Here is a 21,168-nt window from a genome sequence, read left to right as displayed (position 1 = left end):
AAAATGAGAACACTTTCACCACCACAACTCTCACAGCAAGAGCATGAACATCGTGTTCTAGAAAAAGCCGCTGAGATATTAGAAGATCGTTATGTACGAGGCGATGTATTTACCAACCCACAAGCTACCCGAGACTATTTGCGATTTAAGATTGGCGGCAGTGAACGTGAAGTGTTCGCCGTCATGTTGCTAGATAACCAACACCGATTAATTGAGTTTGAGGAGTTGTTTCAAGGGACTATTGATGCGGCAAGCGTCTATCCAAGGGAGGTAGTAAAGACTGCTCTGAAGGCCAATGCGGCAGCGGTTATCTTTGCTCATAACCATCCATCAGGCGACTCTGCGCCATCACAAGCAGACAGGCGCATCACGACGAGATTGCAAGATGCTTTAGCGCTCATTGATGTTCGAGTTCTGGATCATATTGTTGTCGGAGAACAATGCACATCGTTTGCAGAGAGGGGCTGGTTATGATTGAGAAACACTATGGTGACCTCACCCTCAATAGCAAACTCCACCAGCAGTTAGAACAAACCATCGCTCGCTACTCGATCCCTAAAGACACGACACGCATTGCACTCAACTGCCGAAATACAAGCTACTACAAAACAAAGGAAGGGGTCGCCCCTGTAGAGATTCAGTTAAAGCGGGAGAATTCACGCTCTGATTGGAATTTGGTTTTTGTGGCCAATTTCACTTATCAAGATGAAACCACCGACTCGCTCGATGTGTATCTCTATTTCCACCTACTTAATCACTGGTGCTATCAACCAGATGCGGGGGCAGCGAGCCTGAGCCATCCAATCACAACAAAAGTGTTCCAAGCCTGGATGTGCGCTTTCCATGAGCATTTAACTCAGCATGTCTTCGATGACATACAACTCACTCAAGTCCGCTAAGGCTAACCAATCACCACACTCTTTCATCTAAATTCAAGGAGGCATCAATATGTCTACTCTGCTCTTTCACCCATCAAGTTTACCTGTGTCTGACAAACTTCACGCACTGTTAAACAACCATTTTCAACAACAATTAACCCAGTGTGAGTCAATAGCCCAAAGTACTTACCTGACGTTCAACTTTCGAGATAGTTCATACAGCTCAGAAGCTGGTGGATTTCACCCTGTTGAAATCGCGATGACACAGATCTCCAGTGGTCTATGGAATGTCGAATACATCACTGATTTTGCTTACGTTGGGAATGTGTATCCAGAATTGGCGCGATGTCTAGACTTTGATTTTCGAGACCAAGCGTTCTTTACAGAGTTCGGGGGATGGAGCCCAATCAAGGGCAACTATTCCGCTGTAGAGATGTTCGAGCTTTGGCAGGATAACTTCTTAAACTACATCGATATGGAAGCGTTTGACTCTATATCTATCACTTCGTAATGAGAGAACAACCCGTCCGGGTCTATGTCACGATACAAAGGCACCGGACCACTACAGCCATCAAAAGTCGTGCTTCGGAGAGAGCTAACCCTATATGTAGCAAGGCCTGAATGACTTTTCATCATTGACTCCCTCCCCTCGACTTATCACTACATTACCGATAAGTGATACCAATCATGCCCAATATCTCCCCATTAAAAGAGCAGCTCACAAAAGCGCTCATCAGAGTCGCTCTCGCGAGTTGTCATTACCTTAATGAACAGTATCAGCACTTTAAAAAGGAGGTAGAGCAAAGTTCAGATCACGAACTGTTTGAATTCGTTCAACGCCTTTCTTCCCCCCATCTGAAACGGCTCTTAGCCACTATTGAGTTGATGAACAGAGGTTATCTACTAAGTGAAATTCTAGAAGCAGCAAAGGATAAATAATGGCCTTTCCCGAGGTCATTTAAATTCAAATATACAGCCCATTTCACATAATCATTATCCGCAATTTGAGTGAGACGTTATTTGTCTCACCCATCCTTATTCTAATGCCATCAGTGATGGTTCATAGACACCCAACTAAGGATTCACAATGACCACAAGTAATGTACTGCATCATACCAATGATGAAGAGCTCATCGCTTTAATCCAACGAAAAGAGTCGTTCACCTTAACTCGGGTAAAAAACTTCTCTCAGACGGTGAAAAAGATTGAGCGGCTTATAGAGGCTCAAAATCTATCATGTCGAATATACACAGCAGGTCGCTCTACAACGATGGCTGCCACCTTGGCTTCCGGCCCAGCTGTCATTTTTGGCCTAGCTTCAGCAGCCGCAATATCGGCGCATAATTTAGCCACAAGAAACCCAGACTATGAAATAGCTAAATACCCTTTCGCAGACAAACTCGTCATTAACTACAAGAAGTAATCGTATCAGGCTGTGTGGCCACCAGCCGATCCCTAATCAACTTGATTCTTAAACTCATCACTCAAAAGTGTTGAGGCGATTGATCACGTTTCAATTTTGGTGGTCCCATGCCCTCTAAACCCAACAAGCAACGCATCGAACATATTGAGTTGGTATTTGAAGTTTACTCTCTCATCCCTACTCAACGAAAGATCACGGCGAACGAAGTTCATCAACGACTAACAAATACGGGCATTGAACGCTCTAAACGCACTGTACAACGCTGCTTGAACATCTTGACGACTTATCTAGATGTGGAAAAAGACGATAGAAGCCTCCCTTATAGCTACCATCGACGAGCTCATTCTCAATATGCTATTGGCCCTAGCGAGTCTCTACTTATTGAACTCGCTTTTGAGAGCTTAAGATCGATGCTTCCTGAAAGTTATCGTTCAAGTGTTAAGGACTGTTTTGCTCCGTTACTGTCAGCGAATCATCACCAAACCTCACGTACTCATGTTCGGCATAAACGGCTTGGTAACAAAGATGATTATAACGAGGCTCTTTTTGACAAACTTTGTCTATCCATCTATCACCAACGCGAAGCTCGGCTCCATCTACGTAACGAACAAGTGCTTCAATACGTTTGTCCACTTGGGTTGGTATTAGAGAATGATTGCCTTCAATTGATCTACCAATTCAAAAAGCGTATTTGCTCAGCCCCACTCAACCAAATTCAAGACATCCACGTCAGTACGTTCGAGTTCACCTACCCTGAAGGGTTTTTACTATCTGAGGCCATTACCTCTAAATAAAACTCAACACTCAAGATCAAGACCAAGACCAAGACCAAGACCAAGACCAAGACCAACATGTTCAACTAACCACACAAGGAAGGATTATGAAAAATACAATGTTATTGAGGACAACTCTTGTCAGCTCTATCGCTTTCGCTCTGACAGCGTGCGGAGGGGGTTCCAATAGTAATACTCCAACGTCTCCACCAGCCGACCAAACGCGCTCAATATCAAGCATGAGTGTTGTTAATAATGGTTTTCAAACCTTTAAGCCTCGTAGTCATGACCTAACTGGCTATCGTGCATATTCTAGAGCAGCCACGTTCAATACACCTTTAGATGACGGGCAAAGTGCTTACGTTTATGAGAACCCAGAAAATGGTGAGGTAAGCTCGATTAGCTTTGAAGGCGATGATGCTGAGAGCGTTGTGACTCCGACTATCGATATGATCGTCGACCTCAATACCACCTACTCCGCAATCAACATGAGCAACGTTAGCGTCACCGTGGATGACGTGGTGTATGAAGGCAATTACACCTTAATACAGGACAAGAATACCGGTGATCTTTATCCATTGGTCGAGAACGGCGTACCTATCTATAAGAAGGTGGAAGCTGAACATGAGGCTTGGGTCACCAATACACGCTTTTCCCACAACGGAGACAGCACACGTATTTACTTAAGGCACAGTGATGAACTCAGCCTGCATAAAGCGGAGCTTGTTGATGGTACGTTTACCATTTCTAAAGTCTTTGATGATTACTTCCGAAACAACGTCATTTTATCAACAGGTGATATTGTCACCGTTCCTTGGAGTGGTGATAGCTTAACGTGGGTAGAGCAAGACGGTACAGAGCACAACTTTAGTTACGATACGTCACTGTTGTCTGTTCCATTTCTATACGCAGATAAACTTTATGCAATTCGAGATTCCGATGATGCACTGATCGAGCTTACATTGAATGGCGCAACCTTAGACCAAACCGATGCTCTATGGACCACCAATGGGTACAGACCGTCCTCCATGAGTGTGGTCCGTGGTGATTATAAAATGCATTCAGATTGCTCTGTGTATCAGTTCGATGACACAACAAAAACCATCACACAGCTCGAACCACCGAAAGCGCATAGTGGCCACGTAGCCAATGCAGGCCAAACCTCACTGTACTGCATGTATTCAAGTACCGATGATAATAGTGCACTGCCTAGCTTCATGCGTTTTGATGTCAGTAAGGCTGAACTTAACCAACCCGCTACAACGACAACCGATGCGTCTAGTGGTACTAAACTCGATGCCAATGAACGAATGGCCGTTGTCAGCGACAACGAGCTGATGTTCTATCAATATCCAAGTGGAACCTTTACTGAGTACTACATCAACTTTGACGCTGGTACTACAGTGGAAAAAGAAGTGAGTTCAATAACGGCTATTAAGATGCAAACCGTCACTCAAAACTAATTGCTTGGAAGGATTAATGAGGGCGATGTTCTGCCCTCTTTTTTTAGGTTCGAGAGCACCCAAAACTTCGTGTTCTATCGCCGTAGTGCTTGGTCTCAACCTTAGCCAAATAGCTGACTCGTTTAAATAGGCTATCCACCTGTTGGTCGAATTTATCTGAGTTTTGCTCTAACCAATAGGTAGGGTTGTCTGGGAAATGGACTAAGGTATCACCTCTATTGGCTTGGATATCCAACGCTCGACACCACGCCTTCTTTATCATGTCTGATAAATTGCCTTTTTGCTCATACCTTCCAAGAGAATGGTAGACATCTTTGTTCAATAACAAGACAAGGTGGTAATGGTGACTCAATGACGTGCTTCTTTCTTTACACCAAGCATATCGAATCTTACAACTACGAACAGTTTGACCTCTCTTTTTTTTTCGACTGAGATCAGCTTGAATCTGAGCATCCAGCGAAGCAATAAAGTTCTTGATGACTCCAGTGTCATCGAACAATAAAGATTTAGCTAAACGTAAGTCTACTCTAATGGCTGTCGTACGAGGGTGTTGTGTGACGGCTTTATCAATCGTGTCATACAGCTTATCAAGGTAGCTTAGAACTAAACCACCTTTTAGCTTTAAGATTGGCAATCCATTGAATGTATCATTGGTCGTTGTTTTAAGTTTTTTCATCATTATACCTTTGGGGTGAATGTCTCTGGTATAGGATGATTGGGAGTGGTTATTTAATGAGGTGAGTATCTTTATTGAATTGTGTTTGGTAAGGGAAAGTTGATGAATGGTATATACGTAATATTACCATACCGCAATAACGAGATATGCATAGGCCCCGGTCGAACCATTCCATTCTGATTTTAACCCAAAACACATGATACCAACGTGAGAGCTCAATCAATTCTAGGTAATGAACTCGCAATTCCAGCATTTGAAGTTACTCTGAAATTAAGTACCAAGCGTTCATCTGTTAACCTGCGCCAAAATAGAATAGGCATGCTCCTTTATCATTCGATTATCACAATCCAAATCAAGCAAACGCCCGCTTCGAAGAGTTTGACTATCATGAGGTTTAGAACTGACGATATTTAAGTCGTAATAGGTCTCATCAACAACATATGACGCTGAAATACGACAGGAAGATAACATAGCATAATCCTTTTCCAATATATATCTTACCTTCATTTACCACCTCTTACTTCATGCCTTAAATTCGCTTAAATTTGAGCGTAAAGAAAAGCAGCAGACCTTTAACAATATTATTGCTCCAGACATTTTTGTTGGATTTCGCAAATCAATACCTATAGCCATAAGGGTTTCAATGACCTCTATCCGCATAATCTACAGTTATCAGATATACGCATTAAGCCATCAACAGTAAGCTCACATTTATGGGTTAATATATCATTATCCATAAACATACATTCATAAGGTTACTTTAACATTCGTGACCTTCATTTATACATCATCATAGCAAAGAATAGATCACCAACAATTTTCAACATAGTTAGATACCAAGAACTCAATATCTTACACTTCAAACCTTATCAAAAATTTTCCAAACGTTTAAAATTATAATAATTTAGATAAGTTTCTCTTCGATAAACAAACATATGATTTTATCTAAGCTCTTAAGTTAAATGAAAGAGAAGAACAGTCAAAAACTGCGATTCATAGCACAAATAGCGCTACCTAAAGGCAGATTAAAGCAAATTTAGACATCACAAAAGCTGCTAAAATCATCTTAAAAACCAACTGTAAAACTACTTGGTAGGTAATTATGATATTTGATGAACCACTATATAATCAAGAACTAGAACTATCTAAATATATAAAGTCATTAGATAGCAGTCAAAAGGAGCACCTTGTTTATTACGCTAAATATACAGATTCCTTTATAACTGATGATCTTGATTTCAGATCAAATGATTTTAACATTTCATTTAGTCGAAAAATAATCGAAACACACATAAATGAATCGATTAAAGATATAATTGAAAATATCAATGACATACTTTCAAACCGTTTAAACAAGGAAAACTATGATTTTATAATCAACGATGACCTAGCGGCAATTTTTTGTTACATACACCTATTAAATAACAACGTTTTCTCTATTTATGATGACTTGATTTTTTTCAATGACAGAGGAACATTCAAGCCTGAGGTGTCTCAATTTAGATATAAAACTTCGACAACAAAACAAATAAGCGTAAAAATAATTAGGCGTGATTTCATAAACTTCATAGACGCAATTCAATGTGAACATTATAAAAAATCAAAGTATATAAGTTATCTGAACAAAAAATATTCCGAATCAAGGAAGACATTTAATTTCCACTGGTTAGATAACAAGCAACAACAAGATCTATGGGCTCATAGTTACCTGACCAAGCAAGGTATTTTCAAAAATAAGTTCAGGTATTTACCCGCCATTTTTTACGAAAAAAAACACTCTTTAACTTTCATGCAAGCCATGTTTCATGCACTTGAAGTAGATAAGTTTGAAAAAAAATTAATTCTTATCAAAATGAAGAAAGCTTGGGGGCAAGTTAAATATAGAAATAAAATTAAAAAGGAAGACAAAGTTACACTAAATCTTGTTGTAGATAAATCCACTTCCAAGAACCTTAAAGCATTATCTGAAGATTTTGATCAACCAGTAAACCAAATAGTGTCAATGATGGCTAGCCGTTGGGTATCCAATATAGAAGAAGTAAAAGAAGCGATAAAAAAAGAAAAACAAAAAAAGATAGAATCATTCGACCGTTTTATGTGAAGTGAAGTGTATAAATTTGGAGAGCACATAGCTCTCCTTTGTCATATCAAGATATGTAACGATCTTCTATTTTTTCAGCTATCCACATTTGAACCTCACTTTCTACCCATGCGACGGCCCTATCTCCAATTGGCACCTGTGATGGAAACTGCTGTTTTTCTATAGAGCGATACATTCCCGACCTTGATAAGCCAGTCATCACTAGTACTTCATTGAGACGAATTAAGCGAGCGGTTACGTTTGACATATTGTTACCTTACAAGTGAGTGGATTTCACTTAAATGACATATGTCTGAAATTATTTAGGTTATATGCATAATAGAAAAACCATGCCCTATGCCAATGCCCTGCCCGACTTCTAAATTCAGTGAAGGACACTAGTTACACCGTAACATGAGTTTGCTGAAATCAAATTACATGTACCACCTATTAACCCACAACCTTCAGGCTCTTTTTACCACTCATCGACAAAGTGCCCGAAGCAGCTTCTTCGATATGATCACTCCACCACGCCATGATAACTTTACGGCGTTCAAGGTAGTCAGTTCGGTTGTATGCGCTTCTTACCTTATCTCTATCCACATGAGAAAGTGCGGCTTCGATAATATCTGGATCGAAGTTTTGCTCATTTAAGGTGGTACTGGCTAATGCGCGCAAACCGTGAGAAGTTTGCCTACCCTTCATGCCCATTCGTACCAATGCTTTATTTGCTGTCTCTTTGTTGATGTGATTTTTGTTACTTTTGTCTGCTGGGAAAAGGTATTCACTATCACCCGTGATGAAATCAATGGTTTCCAATAGATCTAAAGTTTGTTTTGTTAAAGGGACAGTATGCACTCTTCCCTTTTTCATTCGTTCAGCAGGAATGACCCAAAGCATCTTTTCTCTGTCAATTTCATCCCAACGTGCCCCAGCCGTTTCAGCAGGTCTTGTCATGGTGTGAAGTTGCCATTCTAGCAAGCAACGAGTGATGGGTTTTATGGATGCGTAGTTGATTGTTTTGAGGAGCTCTGGAAGCTCATCTGGGGCTAGCGACGCTTGGTTGGTTACCTTAGCGGTCTCAAATGCTTTACCAATGCCAGCAAGCTTGTTGTGTTCAATCACACCCGTGTTTACTGCAAAGGTCATTATCTCATTGAGGTTACGACACAAACGCCCTACTGTTTCTAATTTACCTTGATTAGCAATGGGTTTAATTGTTTTTATCGCTTGTGGTGCCGTAATGTCACCAAGGGGGAGCTTACCAAGATCAGGTAAGAGGTACTTCTCAATTCGTTGCTTTAGCTTCTTAGCCGTTTGCTCTTTGACGCTTGTTTTCTTCACTTCAATCCAGTCATCAAATACCGACTGTAACGTATTCGCCAATTCTAACTGTTTTTCTCTGAGAGTCGTATCACGGTGCTCTTTGGGGTCAATACCATCAGCAAGTAGTTCTCTAGCTTCAATAGCTTTGGTTCGAGCTTTAGCAAGCGATACAGATGGGTATTTACCAATACTGAGGTTTGCTCGTTTACGAGTAATTGGACGGTAATAGTTAAAGAGCCACAATTTGGAACCATTGGGCTTTATTCTCAATGCAAGACCATCACCATCGAGCAGGCTATATTCCTTTTCTTTTGGTTTTGCTTGTAAGATCTGAGTCGCTGTTAATGGGGTTGTTTTCCTAGCCATAGTAACATCACCAATCCATATTTCCTGTAGTGTTACTAACAGTGTTACTTTAAACGGTGGATTTTACAACACATCATGGGATCTCTTGGGACCAAAAAATGGCTAAGAGTCTGATAAAACAAGGAATTGCAGACACAAAAAAGCCCACACTAGGTGGGCTCTTTCGTATAATGTGGTGCCCGCTACTGGACTCGAACCAGTGACACCTTGCATGTCATGCAAGTACTCTAACCAACTGAGCTAAGCGGGCAATGCTGTGAAACTTATCTAACCGCTTTATTAAGTGGCTAACGCTTCAGAACGAGATGGATAATAGCGAGTGATTTGGATACGTGCAAGGATAAATTTGCACAAAACTGTTCGTTTGCTTTTAAAAGCAACAATCAGAATAAATTTTAAACACAAAGCAGATCAATGGCTTGAAGTAGATCACATTTAAGTTCAACTTCGATAATTACGGACATCAGCATGCTTCGTGTCTTTTCTCCCTTTACTGAGCACTTTGGCGCAATGTATTAGTTAGAATCTTCATCCATGTCGAACACGACGTTGTAGTTCTCGGTATAAGTACAGTTAGGTTGACGACTACAAGTAAAGAAACGTCGGCCTTTATAATCGCCATGGCTTGCCAGTTTGATGATCATAGGGCTGCTACATTTCTTACAGAATCGAACTTCTTTTGATGGCTCAATCAAATCGATGTGTGCTGCCAGTAACCTCTTCAAACGGCTCACTTGATAACTGTGCTTAATTGAAGCGCCAATAAGTGGAAGGCCTGCCGATTTACAAACGTGCATCAATAGCTTCTCGCGATCAACCTTTCCTTTATTAAGCTCTTTTCCATTGTCCAATTCGATGATTACGCGTGGCTCTAACGTTCGCGGGTCGCACACTACAAAGTCAAAATAACTACGTGATATTTTGTTGTTCGCGATAAACCAATTCTTTTTATTGTTCGCCTTAGCGGGGACAACTATGTTAGACATGCTCACTTTAGCAAATACTTCCCCATGGTTACCCACTGCGGATTTGAGTGCGTTATAGAAGGTCGCTTGTTGCGCCGACATTAACGAGCCTTTCTTTTGATAAGCATGATCTTTGGTGTCATCATTTTTTACTAGATAGTTTTGAATAAAGTAAAAGAACACAACCAGAACAATTACAACGATAAAAATATTAGTCATTTTCCAACACAATCACATTTGTATAGGGATTAAGAGAGTGGTTAGCGTATGTAGAAAAGCGTCACGTGGCAAGAAAAAGAAGCAGAGCTGCGAATTGGAATCATGACCTTTGAACGCTTTAATCGTCAGAGGCGGTCTCTTTATCGGCTTCGACAGTTCAAGACGCACATCTCCTATTTAATAATCAAATCATCAATTACATATTAAATTGATTCAGATCAAACCGCACCAAGTTGTGACCAATTAGCATAAAAAACGTTAGGCAAATGTTAACAAGGAAATTGCTATGGAACTCAAACAAGACCCAAGATGTTATACCGATGTGTGTGTCGATGGTAAGTGGTTCCATTATGACCACTGTGGCACTCAAGCTTATATGCTAAAAGGTGGCGCTTCAGCAGTCATTGAACTCGCTCGAGAACCAGCAACAGAGAGTGAGCTAGTTGAAATGTTAGAAAGTATCGCTAAGTAATACTCTTAATAGATAATATAAAAACTAAGCGAATAGGAGTTGATAACACCCTTATTCGCTTAGTTGCTTAGTTGCTTATTAAAATAGTTGCTTTAGGTTCTTTTACTCGATTAAATTTAAACGCTTCTGCCTAAGGGGAATGATTCAGATGAGGCTGCCAAGTATTTAAATTACAGGTTCATTTAAGCTGTATTTTCGCACTAAGCTGTATTTTTCGCTAAGCAATGACCACCTGGTTGCGCCCTGATTGTTTTGCTTGATATAAAGCGTCATCTGCTGATTTCAAATGCTGTTTGTAGGTACTGCTATTTAATTCTTGATACGTTAAATGAATGGTCGCACCAATTGATGTAGTTAACGCTAACGGACCGGAATACGTTTCTATCGTTTGATCAGCGATTGTTTGCCTTATCATTTCCAACTGTTCGTCTGGGTCTTGAGTGCCAGCAAGCAGTAAAACGAATTCTTCCCCACCCCATCGAGCCAACACATCGTTTGTTGATAGCGCTCGCTCTATACGCTTAGCAACCTCTACCAAAACTTGGTCCCCAATATCATGTCCGTATGTATCATTGACTCGTTTAAATTGATCTAAGTCCAAAATAGCAAGCGTATACCCGAACGGCGACAAACGGTATGGCATTGGCTGAGTTAACAATTGTTCCAGGTAGCGTCTATTGAATAAACCTGTCAACTCACATCTCGTCGATTGCTTAACCAACTCTTTGTTGGTCTTATGCATAGTGCATAACCTTACCAGAAGTACAGCAAAGCTTATGATGACCATAACACCGAGTACGACAACAATGCGGTCTTTTAAGCTCTGTTTATCTAGCGTCATCTCTGCGAGCTCTTTTTCTGCATTAAGCAGTTCATTCTCTTTCGCTAATGAAGCCGTAGCAAAGTCTTGTTCTAATAAAAAGATATCACTCTGACGCTTTTCAAATAACAGCGCTTTGTTGCCCTTGTAATAAAGCTTGAAATACCGAAGTCCAATTTCACTGTTGCCTTTAGATTCATAGTATTCTGCAAGCGCTTTGAAACCAAGCACCTTCCAACTACGGCTGCCAACAATATCAAACATCGTAGACGAACGTTTTAGATCAAAGAAAACAAAGTTATCTTGGTTCAAACCGATATTTGCTAAAGCTCTGTTTAAGTAACACTGACCCAGTTGGAGTGTGTACTTTGCAACACCCGGGTAACCAATACATTGGTTTGTTACTTTCCTTGCTAACTCAAAGTTCTTTTCTGCTAGCAGTACTTCACTCTGAGCTTTTAGAAGAAGGATTTTGTACCTTTCACTTACGCTATCATCATTAAATTTGGTGGCACTTTTATAAGCCTCTCGACCTTTTACTAAGTCGCCACTGCGTAGATAAGCAAATGATTCATTAACATATAACACACCGATGGTTGAACCATCGCGTAGTCCACTTTTGATATAGAGTTTTTTGGCCTGTTCGATAAGTTTGAGTGCTTTCGGCCAATCTTCCAGATAGATATAAAGCAATGCCATATTCGACATCAACTTACTGTTATAGATATGCCGTGGGTATTTCTTGCCAAGATTTAAGCCCTTATGAAAAAAATACTGAGCTTCGGAAAAATCATTTTGGATGTTTTTGATCGACCCCACAGTGTTGTAGGCTTTTATCAACAGTTCTTCATACTGGATTGATTCAGCGATACTTATTGCTGCTTTAACTTGAGATTCAGCCTCTACTAATTCACCTTGACTCATCTGCTCAATCGCTAGTTCAACTAAAGATTGCGCCTTTAACCACCCCATATCTTCACGCTGTGCTAATGCCTTGATCTGTCGTGTGTATTCAGACACAGCCTGTTTATCGAGATCATGCTGTGCGAGATTCGATAAAATCATTAGTTCATAACCACGATAGATGGCTTTATGTTGCGTAGGGCTCGTTGCTTTTAAGGTTTCAAGCTTTTGGGAGGCAAGCTTTGGATCACCGCGAGACACATTAAGGATTTCAATGAGTTCAGCGCCATATTGAGTCGCTGATAACTCTTTTTCGGGACTGTACGCGCCTGGGGGTTCTGGTCGAATAGTCTGTAAATCGTCGTCATAAGTTGGATAGAGTAAATACAATCCTAGTACAACACTGATCAGTACGACGAGAAAAAATGAGCCTAACACTCTGTTGTTATTCATTTATAAGTGCCATTACTGATTGCATACCAATTTAATCGACGGTTACCTTAAGCGGTTTCACATTGTACCCGACACATATGGAGATTTAAATCCTGCACATGGGTCGATCCGCGTAGTATTTTTCTCATAAATTAGAATAATCAGATAATTTTCTTGATTTAACTCAGGCAATGATTCTGTAAAAAGGCGTTATAGTTATTTTCCTGTTCCTGCCTCCGTGACTTCTTTAGAAACAACGGAGCAAAATGAGAATTAACAATGACCCAAATTAATGAACAACGTCTCGTAGAACATTTCTGCGATCTAGTGAAAATTGATAGTGAATCTCGTAACGAAAAAGCGATTGCTGAAGCTTTGGCTGAGCAACTCGGTGAACTGGGTTTTGAAGTTCACAAACTGGCGGTTCCTGAAGAAGTGTCTAACGGTTTCAACATCTACGCTCGTCTAGATGGCACTCTTCCAGGTAGCACAGTATTCAGCTGCCACATGGACACAGTAACGCCAGGTATCGGCATTGAGCCAATCATTGAAGACGGCATCATCCGCTCTAAAGGCAATACGATTCTAGGCGGCGACGACAAGTCTGGTATCGCAGCGATCATGGAAGCGGTTCGCGTAATCCAAGCTGAAGGCCAAGCGCACAAAACCATTGAAATCGCGTTCACCGTATTCGAAGAAGGCGGTCTGTTCGGCTCTTTGAACTTCGATATGTCTTACATTCAGTCTGAGCACGCTATCGTACTAGATACAGGCGGCCCAATTGGCACTATCGTCAATGCAGCACCTGGCCAACAGAAAATCGTTGCGAAGATCAAAGGGCGCCCTGCTCACGCGGGTTTAGCGCCAGAAGAAGGCATCAGTGCCATTCAAGTTGCAGCAGACGCGATCACTAAGATGAATCTGCTTCGTATCGATGAAGAAACAACAGCAAACGTCGGTATTGTTGAAGGCGGTCAAGCGACTAACATCGTAATGCCAGAACTTAAAGTCGTGGCTGAAGCTCGCTCTCTAAACGGAGAAAAGCTAACAGCTCAAGTTGAGCACATGATCTCTACATTCCAAGAGAGTGCAAAACAGTTCGGTGCTGAAGTAGAAATCGAATCGACTCGTGCTTACGATGCATTCGTTATCGCAGACGATCACCCGCACATTCTTTCTATCAAATCCGCATTCGAGAAGCTTGGCGTAACAGCGAACACTAAACGCACTGGCGGCGGTAGCGATGCAAACAACTTCAACGCGAAAGGCCTAACAACGGTTAACCTTTCTACAGGTATGGCGAAAGTTCACACCACTGAAGAGTACATTGCAGTGAAAGACATGGTCGCAATCACTGAGTTTGTTGTGGCTTACGTGACTCAATAGTCTTACTGGTTAACTAGCCTGTCTTATTTGTTAACTAGACAATCTTACTCGTTGACGAAATAGAAAATGCCATCTAGTTAACGTCAAAAAGCCGAGTTCACATGTAACGTGTGAGTCGGCTTTTTTGTTGTCTTAATTTAGACAGAAGTTCCAATCTAAAACCCCCTACGCTTCCAAAACTGCCCTTCGTCTTTCGCAACAAGGTCGAATGTCTTATCAGCAATGATGTTGCCTTTTAGCTCGACGGTCATGCGCCATTTACCGAGTTTGTTGGAGACAGGCGCCCAGATAGTATCGCCTAAGTAAAAATCCCAGTCATTGTTGCCGACATGCTCTTCACCATCGAACGGTTCGAGCACTTCACCCGTGTCGGTGGTGATGTTCGGGTGATAGATGCAGTAACGGATTTTTTCACCTTTGGCTTTTTTGATATTCAAGATATAGCCAAATTCCACGTCGATTTCAGCATCAACGGTAGTGGTGAACTCTTGGATTTTTGGAAGATCTTTAGATTTGGAATCCCACGTTGTATAGATGCCGTAAGATGTCATGTCGACCACAACAGAGCGCTTTGCCATTTCAATCGTTACCTTGGAGTTGTTCTATTAATTAATTCTATTTGCCACTCACCCAAGCTGGATAAGCACGAGGCTATTCTTGCCAATCTTTTGCCATGCGCTTAATCACCGACGGTTCAATGTCGTGAATGCTGCCATATTGCTCTCGGCACACTTCTATAACCAAATCCGCTTTATATTTGAGTGCGAGTTGGCGGTAGGCTTTCATTTCCCACTGCTTAATAAAAGTATTCGACACCACAACGTCTAACCCTTGCTTCAAGCCGTCTTCTGCAGTGTTCTGACACCACTCATGCGCTTGCTGCAACTGCCTTGGGTCAAAATTATAGTCGCCTTGCTCATTCACGTAATACATATCCGCTTCGACATGCAATGCATCGTAGGTTTTTGCTTTTGTTGACTTGCCGGAACCGGGCAACCCTCGAATGAGTATTAACTTCATCTGTCACTTTACAGGCTAATTTTAAAACATGAGTTTATCTTAAATAGTGACGAGTTTCTCTGATAACTGCCGTTGCTCAACATCCGAAAACCGAGTCCTTATACTCGACTCAGATAATCACTGAATACAATGAGACTCCCCTCGACGTCGGTGAATGACTTCTGAAAGCAAACACAAATAATTTACAACTATCCATTTTGTATATCGACAAGCGTATCAAACTACTATAGATTTAGATGTATAGACGTCTACATATCTAGCTTAGGGAGAAAGCTTTGCCTATTCGCATTCCAGACCAATTGCCAGCATCTGATGTTCTTCGTGAAGAAAACATCTTTATTATGCCGTTATCAAGAGCATCGACACAGGAAATTCGTCCACTTCGAGTCTTGATCCTCAACCTAATGCCAAAGAAGATTGAAACTGAAACTCAATTCTTGCGCCTACTATCCAACAGCCCATTGCAAGTCGATGTAGAGCTGTTGCGTATTGATGACCGACCAAGTAAAAACACGCCGACAGAACACCTTGATAACTTCTACCGTCAATTTGAAATGGTCAAAGGGAGAAACTTTGATGGATTGATCATCACTGGTGCGCCACTTGGCTTGGTTCAATTTGAAGACGTTATCTACTGGGATCATCTAAAAACCATCATGGAATGGGCAAACAAGCATGTGACCTCAACCTTGTATGTGTGTTGGGCTGCTCAAGCTGGCTTAAAGCTCTTGTATGATTTACCAAAACGAACTCGTAAAGATAAGCTTTCTGGGGTTTACAACCACGAGATACATAACCCGTACCACCCAATTTTACGTGGCTTCGACGATACCTTTTTGGCACCGCACTCTCGCTATGCTGATTTCTCTCAGGAATACTTGGCCGAGCATACCGACCTTGATGTTCTTGCGACTTCTGATGTGGCGGGCGTATACCTTGCGGCAACCAAAGATAAGCGAAACGTGTTTGTAACCGGTCACCCTGAATACGATGCGCATACACTTCACAACGAATACATTCGTGATTTGGGTGAAGGCATGGAGCCTGTGATACCAATCAACTACTACCCGAACAACAATCCAGACAACAAGCCTGTAGCAAGTTGGCGTAGTCATGGACACTTATTGTTTTCAAACTGGCTTAACTACTGCGTTTACCAACAAACGCCTTACGATCTGGATCACTTCAGCGAAGACAACTTCACCAAGGACGACTAAGTTCTTTCTTCCGATTCACAAACACATTAAGCCGTCTTCCATAGGTTGTTGATAAAACACCAAATGGGACACGGCTTTTTTATGGTGTTTGGGTCGCATTCCATAATCGACATAACACTTAAATGTATTCGATTTCATATCATAGGTTTGTGTTCAAAAGGAGCTGCACATGCCTAACAAGTCGCTATTACCAAAATCCACCCTGATATCTCATCTAACGCTATTCGCCTCTCTTTCTTTGGTAGGTTGTGTTTCTGTAACCGAAGGTCCACCAAAAATGGCAAGTGATCCAATTGCGATGTCTCAATCACGTATTGAATTGGGTTTGGGCTACATGGGACAAGGTAATATGGTCAAGGCACGTGAAAACCTAGAGCTCGCTATCAAACACGCTCCTAGCTATTACCGCGCCCAACTTTCGATGGCACATTATTACGAACAAGTTGGCGAAGTAGATGAAGCAAGAACCACTTACCGCAAAGCACTCAGTCTAGATTCAAGAAACGGCAATGTATTGAATAACTACGGTACGTTCTTGTGTAAACAAGGCGAATACGAGCAAGCTGATAAATATTTCAATCGCGCTATTGACCAACCCTACTACTACCTTGTCTCTGCAAGTTATGAGAATGCGGCATTCTGCGCGTTTAAGGCTGGTAATACCGACCAAGCAAAATACTACTTCACACGAGCGATTGACCACGATCCAAATCGCGTAAAATCGATACTACAGCTATCAAAAATTGAAGTGAGTGACGCCGATTACAACGACGCTAGGCTTCGTTTATTCAAATTCCACCAGCGTTATGGCTACCAAATTCCATCGCTTAAAATCTTGGTCGATCTCGAAAACAAAGCAGGTAACAGTGCTCTAGAGAAGAAATATCAGAGTAAGTTAGATGAGTTACTTTCTGCTTAGCGCATATGAAAAACACAAAAAACGGGCTTGTTGCGTTAACAACAAGCCCGTACGTAATTTCAACTTAATGTCTTAACACAGTGCTGCCGCTATTTTAGCGCAATCCACTCTTGTCTTTGCTCGTCGTCCATAAAGGTCCATGCGATAAAGCGACTCACCTTCTGGCCTTGCGACATCTCAACCACTTTTACTTGTTTAGCTCTTAGCTTACCCAGCTCTGAACGAACCATATCGACGTTATCTTTCTTAGAAATCAATGTCGTGAACCACAATACTTGAGTAGCAAAAAGTTGGCTCTCTCTCGCCATTTTCATAATGAAAGTAGCTTCGCCACCCGGACACCAAAGTTCAGATTTTTGGCCACCAAAGTTTAAGGTTGGTTTCTCTTGCTTAATCGATTTGGCTGGCTTCTTATTCATCTCGGGCTTGAATGACTTGCCCGCTTTCTTAGCTCGGTTTGCCGCTAAGTTATCCAATTTACGTTGTGATCCCTTTTCCGCCTCTTCTAGAGAACTATGGAATGGAGGGTTACAAATAGTGACATCGTAACGTTCATTATCTTTAATCACGCCCTTAAAGATAGATTCAGAGTCCGCTTGTAGACGAGCTCGGATCTTACCTTTTAGATTAGGGTTACTTTCAGCAATGAAGTTCGCTGTTTTGATGGAGACTGAATCGACATCCGTACCCGTACAGCGCCACTTATACTCTGTCGCGCCAATGATTGGGTAAATACAGTTTGCACCAACACCGATATCTAATGCTTTCACAGAGGCGTGATTATAAGGCTCACCTTGGCCATCGCTGTTTAGGATGTCTGCCACTCTGTGGATATAATCTGCACGGCCAGGAATTGGTGGGCACAAGTAACCAGCAGGAATATCCCAATGCTTAACGCCATAGTGATGCGCCAGTAAAGCCTTGTTAAGTAGCTTAACAGCCAATGGATCAGAGAAATTAACGGTGTCTTCGCCCACCGGGTTCTTGATCAGATGTTCTTTTAGCTCAGGTAACGCTGCAACCAATAACTCAAAGTCGTAGCGACCTGTGTGTTGGTTTCTTGGGTGTAATCCACCTTGAGGCTTTTCAGTCGAGCGTCTTTTCTGCGCTGCGTTTTTGTTAAAAGCAGTTTTATTAAAAGAACCCTTATTCGATGATCCTTTATTCGCACCCGGTTTACCTTTGCTATCTTTTGCAAAAGGTCGCTTTGCTTTGTTGTTGTCAGCACCTTTGGGAGCACTGTTTTTGCGGTCTGATGTGTTCTTTGTAGAAATACGCTTGTCGCTGCTTGGTTTACCTGTACTTGGCTTAACATCACCTTGCTTGCGGTTACCTTGCGTACTGTTACCTTCGTTAGCTTGGTTATCTTTTGTTTTTGCTGCGGAGGTACTGTTTTTCGACAGGCTTAGCGTTGTTCTATTTTGTGATTGGCTCATTGGGCTACTTCTTTAAATCTAAATACATCATGAATAAACGGGCATCTAACTCAAGTTGATGATATTCCGGTTCCATGTGACAGCATAGTTGGTAAAAGGCTTTGTCGTGCTCTTTCTCTTTGATGTGCGCCAGTTCGTGTACCACCAACATTCTCAGCAAAGGTTCTGGCGCATTTTTAAAAACACTGGCGATACGAATCTCATTCTTCGATTTGATCTTTCCACCATGATTTTTCGCGACGTAAGAGTGCAGACCTAATGCATTATTAATTAGGTGTATCTTGCCGTCATAAATCACTTTACTGATCGGTGGTGTTTTTTTCATATAACGATTTTTAATCTCAATCGCATAGTCAAACAGGGCTTTCTCGCTTTTTATTTCATGATTCTTTGGGTAGCGAGCTTCGAACCACGGCACCAACTTTCCCGATTCAACTAGTTGAGTTACCGGATCGAGAATGTGCTTCGGGTAGCCTTGGATATAGCGTAAAGAAGGATGCATGCTGAAAGACCGTACAAGTTACACCACGACAATACGTTGTGGTCTTGAAAATTGAGCCGCATAGTGTAACTGATCACACTTTTCTAATCACCTAGGATTCGTTACACTTTAGCGAGATTCACCAAGAGCTAGACTCAAAAAGAGATTATAAAAATGAAACGTGTTGTATTGTACGTCGCAGACAAATGCCCGCACTGTAAAGATGCACAGCGCTATTTGGATTCAAAGAAAATTGTTTACCGCCTAACGAATGCAAAGATGCAGCGTGGCCGTAAAGAGTTGCAAGCGATGGGGGCTCGCTCTATCCCCGTACTTAAAATCGGCGATCAAGTGATGGTCGGCTGGAATCAGAAGAACTTCGATAAGATGTATAACTCAAAGAGTACCTAAGTGCTCTAAGCCAGTAATACTTCTATATAATAAAGCCCGAATGTCCAATCTAGGATACTCGGGCTTTGTTGTTCTATATTCATGACAACTTGTATATCGAAAATAAACAGGTCGCATTCTTGCAGTTTCTCTATTTACTAAATCCTTGTCAGACAAGCTTCTCATATAAAAAGTCTTTCGATAAAAAAGTCGATGCACCTAGCCTAGCCTTTGATTTTAAAAGCTGCATTACAATTAGCACATTTGTATTTTTCTTTAATACCAAGGATTCTGTCAAAAATATTACGACGAACTCTAACAATTCTTTGTTCTTTACATTTACACTTCATACTTAATGGCTTCAGTTTTTTTAACGTGGGAGGCGACATATTTAATACCTAATGTAAGTTAACAATCACACGTTCACCAAATAATAATACAACGCACCTCACAGTTTTATATTTAAATAGTGTGATACTGAGCAATTAATCAGTAAAAGAACGTCATTTAAATGCCATAAAAATCACAAAATAACACATTGAAATGTAGTAGATATTTTACGTTAAATTTGTATTGATAGATAACACAACAAGACAATCACACGTAGCGCTTAACGAAATCAATAAAGGTTCGGTCCGCCTTCGACAAGTACCCTTCCTTTCTCCAAGCCAAAGATAGATTCAGTTTTACAGGGTCTTTAAATGGCACGCCTATCACGTCTTTCTCATATTCTGTGACCAAACTCAGCAGCGCAGTAATGGCAAACTCTCGTTTTACTATAGAAAGAATCATTGGCAATAAGTTGGTTTCGAAGGCGATGGTCATATCGAGATTGTATTTTTTACAGGTCGCATCAATGAAATCACGGTGGAAATAACCCGACTTGAACATAATCAGTTCTTGAGCGAAAAACTCTTCAAAGGTAATGAATGGTTGTGACGCTAATGGGTGTTCTTTACCAACAACAGCTAGCATCTCAGAACTCAACAAGTGATCGGTTTCGAGATCATCTGGGACATTTTCATGATTGATAACCCCGATATCCAGTTCGCCGTTTAACAGCATTTCACGAATCGAAGCGGTACCAGCATCTATAAGCGTCAGTTTTAGGTTTGGGTATTGGCTTTTAAAGGCCATCACGACCTGTGGGAAAAAGTAGCTCCCCATCATACTTGGAGCGCCTAATCGAACCTCGCCTTTTTCTAGTCCCTTTAGCTCATTCATTGCGAGTTGAGCATCATCAAACTGCTGGGCGATTCGCTTTGCATGCTCAAACAGTACCTTTCCCTCTTCCGTTAAGGTGACGGATTTATCTCCTCGACGAAATAGAATCAACTCAAGCGTCTGTTCTAGTTTTTTAATGGAGATACTCAATGCAGGCTGTGCGATATGCAGCGCTTTTGCAGCCTGGGTAAAATTACCAAACTGAGCAACGGCCAGAAAATGTCGAAGAGGTTTTGATTCAAGCATGGCGATATATTTAATATATAGAGTTGATATTTTTAATATATTTCTTTAATCAC

The 21,168-nt window shown here is 41.3% G+C and carries 22 protein-coding genes and 1 tRNA gene; 12 read left to right on the top strand and 11 right to left on the bottom strand.

Annotated elements, in window-relative coordinates; genetic code table 11:
- Positions 1–3: 3 nt before the first annotated feature.
- The 6 genes from radC (at position 4) to ACED59_RS07040 (ending at position 4,537) form a co-directional block, all read left to right on the top strand.
- Positions 4–474 (top strand): DNA repair protein RadC, encoded by a 471-nt coding sequence (gene radC, locus ACED59_RS07065; protein ID WP_371704819.1) that lies wholly within the window; start codon positions 4–6, stop codon positions 472–474.
- Positions 471–899 carry a DUF2787 domain-containing protein gene (locus ACED59_RS07060; RefSeq protein ID WP_017096934.1) on the top strand — a complete coding sequence of 143 codons (429 nt, stop codon included), beginning with the start codon at positions 471–473 and terminating at the stop codon, positions 897–899. The genes radC and ACED59_RS07060 overlap by 4 nt, the downstream gene beginning before the upstream one ends.
- A 49-nt stretch (positions 900–948) precedes the next feature.
- On the top strand, positions 949–1,389 hold the full coding sequence (locus ACED59_RS07055; RefSeq protein ID WP_004734954.1) for a DUF2787 domain-containing protein: 441 nt from the start codon (positions 949–951) through the stop codon (positions 1,387–1,389).
- A 576-nt stretch (positions 1,390–1,965) separates the two neighbouring features.
- Entirely contained in the window at positions 1,966–2,301 is a 336-nt protein-coding gene (locus ACED59_RS07050; RefSeq protein ID WP_004734952.1) for a hypothetical protein, read from the top strand.
- 107 nt (positions 2,302–2,408) lie between these two features.
- A complete protein-coding gene (locus ACED59_RS07045) occupies positions 2,409–3,095 on the top strand; it encodes a hypothetical protein (RefSeq protein WP_017065565.1) in 687 nt (228 codons plus the stop codon).
- A gap of 86 nt (positions 3,096–3,181) precedes the next feature.
- Complete coding sequence (locus ACED59_RS07040; RefSeq protein WP_017096936.1) at positions 3,182–4,537, top strand: hypothetical protein; 1,356 nt, start codon at positions 3,182–3,184, stop codon at positions 4,535–4,537.
- A 43-nt stretch (positions 4,538–4,580) separates the two neighbouring features.
- Here ACED59_RS07040 and ACED59_RS07035 read toward each other — a convergent pair whose 3' ends face one another.
- Complete coding sequence (locus ACED59_RS07035) at positions 4,581–5,216, bottom strand: inovirus Gp2 family protein (RefSeq protein ID WP_017096937.1); 636 nt, start codon at positions 5,214–5,216, stop codon at positions 4,581–4,583.
- A 1,099-nt stretch (positions 5,217–6,315) separates the two neighbouring features.
- Between ACED59_RS07035 and ACED59_RS07030 the strand changes: the two genes are divergently transcribed.
- A complete protein-coding gene (locus tag ACED59_RS07030) occupies positions 6,316–7,314 on the top strand; it encodes a hypothetical protein (RefSeq protein WP_241908511.1) in 999 nt (332 codons plus the stop codon).
- Positions 7,315–7,360: 46 nt separating this feature from the next.
- On the opposite strand, the gene ACED59_RS07025 is transcribed toward ACED59_RS07030, so the two are convergent.
- The 4 genes from ACED59_RS07025 to ACED59_RS07010 all read right to left on the bottom strand — a co-directional run bounded on the left by ACED59_RS07025 (position 7,361) and on the right by ACED59_RS07010 (position 10,169).
- On the bottom strand, positions 7,361–7,561 hold the full coding sequence (locus ACED59_RS07025) for an AlpA family transcriptional regulator (RefSeq protein WP_017096939.1): 201 nt from the start codon (positions 7,559–7,561) through the stop codon (positions 7,361–7,363).
- Between the two features lie 182 nt (positions 7,562–7,743).
- Entirely contained in the window at positions 7,744–8,985 is a 1,242-nt protein-coding gene (locus ACED59_RS07020) for an integrase domain-containing protein (RefSeq protein ID WP_017096940.1), read from the bottom strand.
- 173 nt (positions 8,986–9,158) lie between these two features.
- Positions 9,159–9,235 (bottom strand) — tRNA-Val (locus ACED59_RS07015).
- 265 nt (positions 9,236–9,500) lie between these two features.
- Positions 9,501–10,169, bottom strand: coding sequence for a DUF2726 domain-containing protein (locus tag ACED59_RS07010; RefSeq protein ID WP_029223195.1), 669 nt, complete (start codon positions 10,167–10,169; stop codon positions 9,501–9,503).
- A 286-nt stretch (positions 10,170–10,455) separates the two neighbouring features.
- On the opposite strand from ACED59_RS07010, the gene ACED59_RS07005 reads away from it, so the two are divergent.
- A complete protein-coding gene (locus ACED59_RS07005; RefSeq protein WP_009846910.1) occupies positions 10,456–10,641 on the top strand; it encodes a hypothetical protein in 186 nt (61 codons plus the stop codon).
- 217 nt (positions 10,642–10,858) lie between these two features.
- Here the strand turns inward: ACED59_RS07005 and ACED59_RS07000 are convergent, their stop codons facing one another.
- Positions 10,859–12,817, bottom strand: a complete 1,959-nt coding sequence (locus ACED59_RS07000; RefSeq protein ID WP_017096941.1) for a tetratricopeptide repeat-containing diguanylate cyclase — start codon at positions 12,815–12,817, stop codon at positions 10,859–10,861.
- Positions 12,818–13,075: 258 nt separating this feature from the next.
- Here ACED59_RS07000 and ACED59_RS06995 point away from each other — a divergent pair, with 258 nt between their 5' ends.
- Positions 13,076–14,182: a M20/M25/M40 family metallo-hydrolase gene (locus tag ACED59_RS06995; protein WP_009846912.1), complete on the top strand. Its 1,107-nt coding sequence runs from the start codon at positions 13,076–13,078 to the stop codon at positions 14,180–14,182.
- Positions 14,183–14,337: 155 nt separating this feature from the next.
- On the opposite strand, the gene ACED59_RS06990 is transcribed toward ACED59_RS06995, so the two are convergent.
- Both ACED59_RS06990 and ACED59_RS06985 read right to left on the bottom strand, forming a co-directional pair.
- Positions 14,338–14,760: a DUF3859 domain-containing protein gene (locus ACED59_RS06990; RefSeq protein WP_012604104.1), complete on the bottom strand. Its 423-nt coding sequence runs from the start codon at positions 14,758–14,760 to the stop codon at positions 14,338–14,340.
- Positions 14,761–14,833: 73 nt separating this feature from the next.
- On the bottom strand, positions 14,834–15,202 hold the full coding sequence (locus tag ACED59_RS06985) for an ATP-binding protein (RefSeq protein WP_017096943.1): 369 nt from the start codon (positions 15,200–15,202) through the stop codon (positions 14,834–14,836).
- A 275-nt stretch (positions 15,203–15,477) separates the two neighbouring features.
- Here ACED59_RS06985 and metA point away from each other — a divergent pair, with 275 nt between their 5' ends.
- Together metA and pilW are read left to right on the top strand one after the other, a co-directional pair.
- Complete coding sequence (gene metA / locus ACED59_RS06980; RefSeq protein ID WP_012604106.1) at positions 15,478–16,419, top strand: homoserine O-succinyltransferase; 942 nt, start codon at positions 15,478–15,480, stop codon at positions 16,417–16,419.
- A gap of 169 nt (positions 16,420–16,588) precedes the next feature.
- The gene (pilW, locus tag ACED59_RS06975) at positions 16,589–17,338 is read left to right on the top strand and encodes a type IV pilus biogenesis/stability protein PilW (RefSeq protein WP_009846916.1); all 750 of its coding nucleotides are present in this window, start codon (positions 16,589–16,591) and stop codon (positions 17,336–17,338) included.
- 89 nt (positions 17,339–17,427) lie between these two features.
- Here pilW and rlmF read toward each other — a convergent pair whose 3' ends face one another.
- Together rlmF and ACED59_RS06965 are read right to left on the bottom strand one after the other, a co-directional pair.
- Positions 17,428–18,774, bottom strand: a complete 1,347-nt coding sequence (gene rlmF / locus ACED59_RS06970; protein WP_017096944.1) for a 23S rRNA (adenine(1618)-N(6))-methyltransferase RlmF — start codon at positions 18,772–18,774, stop codon at positions 17,428–17,430.
- A 4-nt stretch (positions 18,775–18,778) separates the two neighbouring features.
- On the bottom strand, positions 18,779–19,276 hold the full coding sequence (locus tag ACED59_RS06965; protein WP_004734935.1) for a YgjP-like metallopeptidase domain-containing protein: 498 nt from the start codon (positions 19,274–19,276) through the stop codon (positions 18,779–18,781).
- A gap of 153 nt (positions 19,277–19,429) precedes the next feature.
- Between ACED59_RS06965 and ACED59_RS06960 the strand changes: the two genes are divergently transcribed.
- Complete coding sequence (locus tag ACED59_RS06960) at positions 19,430–19,666, top strand: glutaredoxin family protein (protein ID WP_012604109.1); 237 nt, start codon at positions 19,430–19,432, stop codon at positions 19,664–19,666.
- A gap of 576 nt (positions 19,667–20,242) precedes the next feature.
- On the opposite strand, the gene ACED59_RS06955 is transcribed toward ACED59_RS06960, so the two are convergent.
- Positions 20,243–21,115 carry a LysR family transcriptional regulator gene (locus ACED59_RS06955; protein ID WP_017096946.1) on the bottom strand — a complete coding sequence of 291 codons (873 nt, stop codon included), beginning with the start codon at positions 21,113–21,115 and terminating at the stop codon, positions 20,243–20,245.
- Between the last annotated feature and the right edge of the window lie 53 nt (positions 21,116–21,168).

It is taken from the genome of Vibrio sp. FF266 (assembly GCF_041439695.1).
GTDB lineage: Bacteria > Pseudomonadota > Gammaproteobacteria > Enterobacterales > Vibrionaceae > Vibrio > Vibrio tasmaniensis_A.
The sequence above is the reverse complement of the archived record's forward strand: the minus strand, read 5'-3'. Positions and strand labels throughout refer to the sequence as shown.

Coding starts and splice junctions, on each gene's coding strand:
- ACED59_RS06965 (WP_004734935.1), bottom strand. CDS start 19,276: ATGCATCCTTCTTTACGCTATATCCAAGGCTACCCGAAGCACATTCTC.
- ACED59_RS07045 (WP_017065565.1), top strand. CDS start 2,409: ATGCCCTCTAAACCCAACAAGCAACGCATCGAACATATTGAGTTGGTA.
- ACED59_RS06955 (WP_017096946.1), bottom strand. CDS start 21,115: ATGCTTGAATCAAAACCTCTTCGACATTTTCTGGCCGTTGCTCAGTTT.
- ACED59_RS07010 (WP_029223195.1), bottom strand. CDS start 10,169: ATGACTAATATTTTTATCGTTGTAATTGTTCTGGTTGTGTTCTTTTAC.
- pilW (WP_009846916.1), top strand. CDS start 16,589: ATGCCTAACAAGTCGCTATTACCAAAATCCACCCTGATATCTCATCTA.
- rlmF (WP_017096944.1), bottom strand. CDS start 18,774: ATGAGCCAATCACAAAATAGAACAACGCTAAGCCTGTCGAAAAACAGT.
- radC (WP_371704819.1), top strand. CDS start 4: ATGAGAACACTTTCACCACCACAACTCTCACAGCAAGAGCATGAACAT.
- ACED59_RS07035 (WP_017096937.1), bottom strand. CDS start 5,216: ATGATGAAAAAACTTAAAACAACGACCAATGATACATTCAATGGATTG.
- ACED59_RS07005 (WP_009846910.1), top strand. CDS start 10,456: ATGGAACTCAAACAAGACCCAAGATGTTATACCGATGTGTGTGTCGAT.
- ACED59_RS07000 (WP_017096941.1), bottom strand. CDS start 12,817: ATGAATAACAACAGAGTGTTAGGCTCATTTTTTCTCGTCGTACTGATC.
- ACED59_RS06960 (WP_012604109.1), top strand. CDS start 19,430: ATGAAACGTGTTGTATTGTACGTCGCAGACAAATGCCCGCACTGTAAA.
- ACED59_RS07050 (WP_004734952.1), top strand. CDS start 1,966: ATGACCACAAGTAATGTACTGCATCATACCAATGATGAAGAGCTCATC.
- ACED59_RS07040 (WP_017096936.1), top strand. CDS start 3,182: ATGAAAAATACAATGTTATTGAGGACAACTCTTGTCAGCTCTATCGCT.
- ACED59_RS07030 (WP_241908511.1), top strand. CDS start 6,316: ATGATATTTGATGAACCACTATATAATCAAGAACTAGAACTATCTAAA.
- ACED59_RS07025 (WP_017096939.1), bottom strand. CDS start 7,561: ATGTCAAACGTAACCGCTCGCTTAATTCGTCTCAATGAAGTACTAGTG.
- ACED59_RS07055 (WP_004734954.1), top strand. CDS start 949: ATGTCTACTCTGCTCTTTCACCCATCAAGTTTACCTGTGTCTGACAAA.
- ACED59_RS07020 (WP_017096940.1), bottom strand. CDS start 8,985: ATGGCTAGGAAAACAACCCCATTAACAGCGACTCAGATCTTACAAGCA.
- ACED59_RS07060 (WP_017096934.1), top strand. CDS start 471: ATGATTGAGAAACACTATGGTGACCTCACCCTCAATAGCAAACTCCAC.
- ACED59_RS06995 (WP_009846912.1), top strand. CDS start 13,076: ATGACCCAAATTAATGAACAACGTCTCGTAGAACATTTCTGCGATCTA.
- ACED59_RS06985 (WP_017096943.1), bottom strand. CDS start 15,202: ATGAAGTTAATACTCATTCGAGGGTTGCCCGGTTCCGGCAAGTCAACA.
- ACED59_RS06990 (WP_012604104.1), bottom strand. CDS start 14,760: ATGGCAAAGCGCTCTGTTGTGGTCGACATGACATCTTACGGCATCTAT.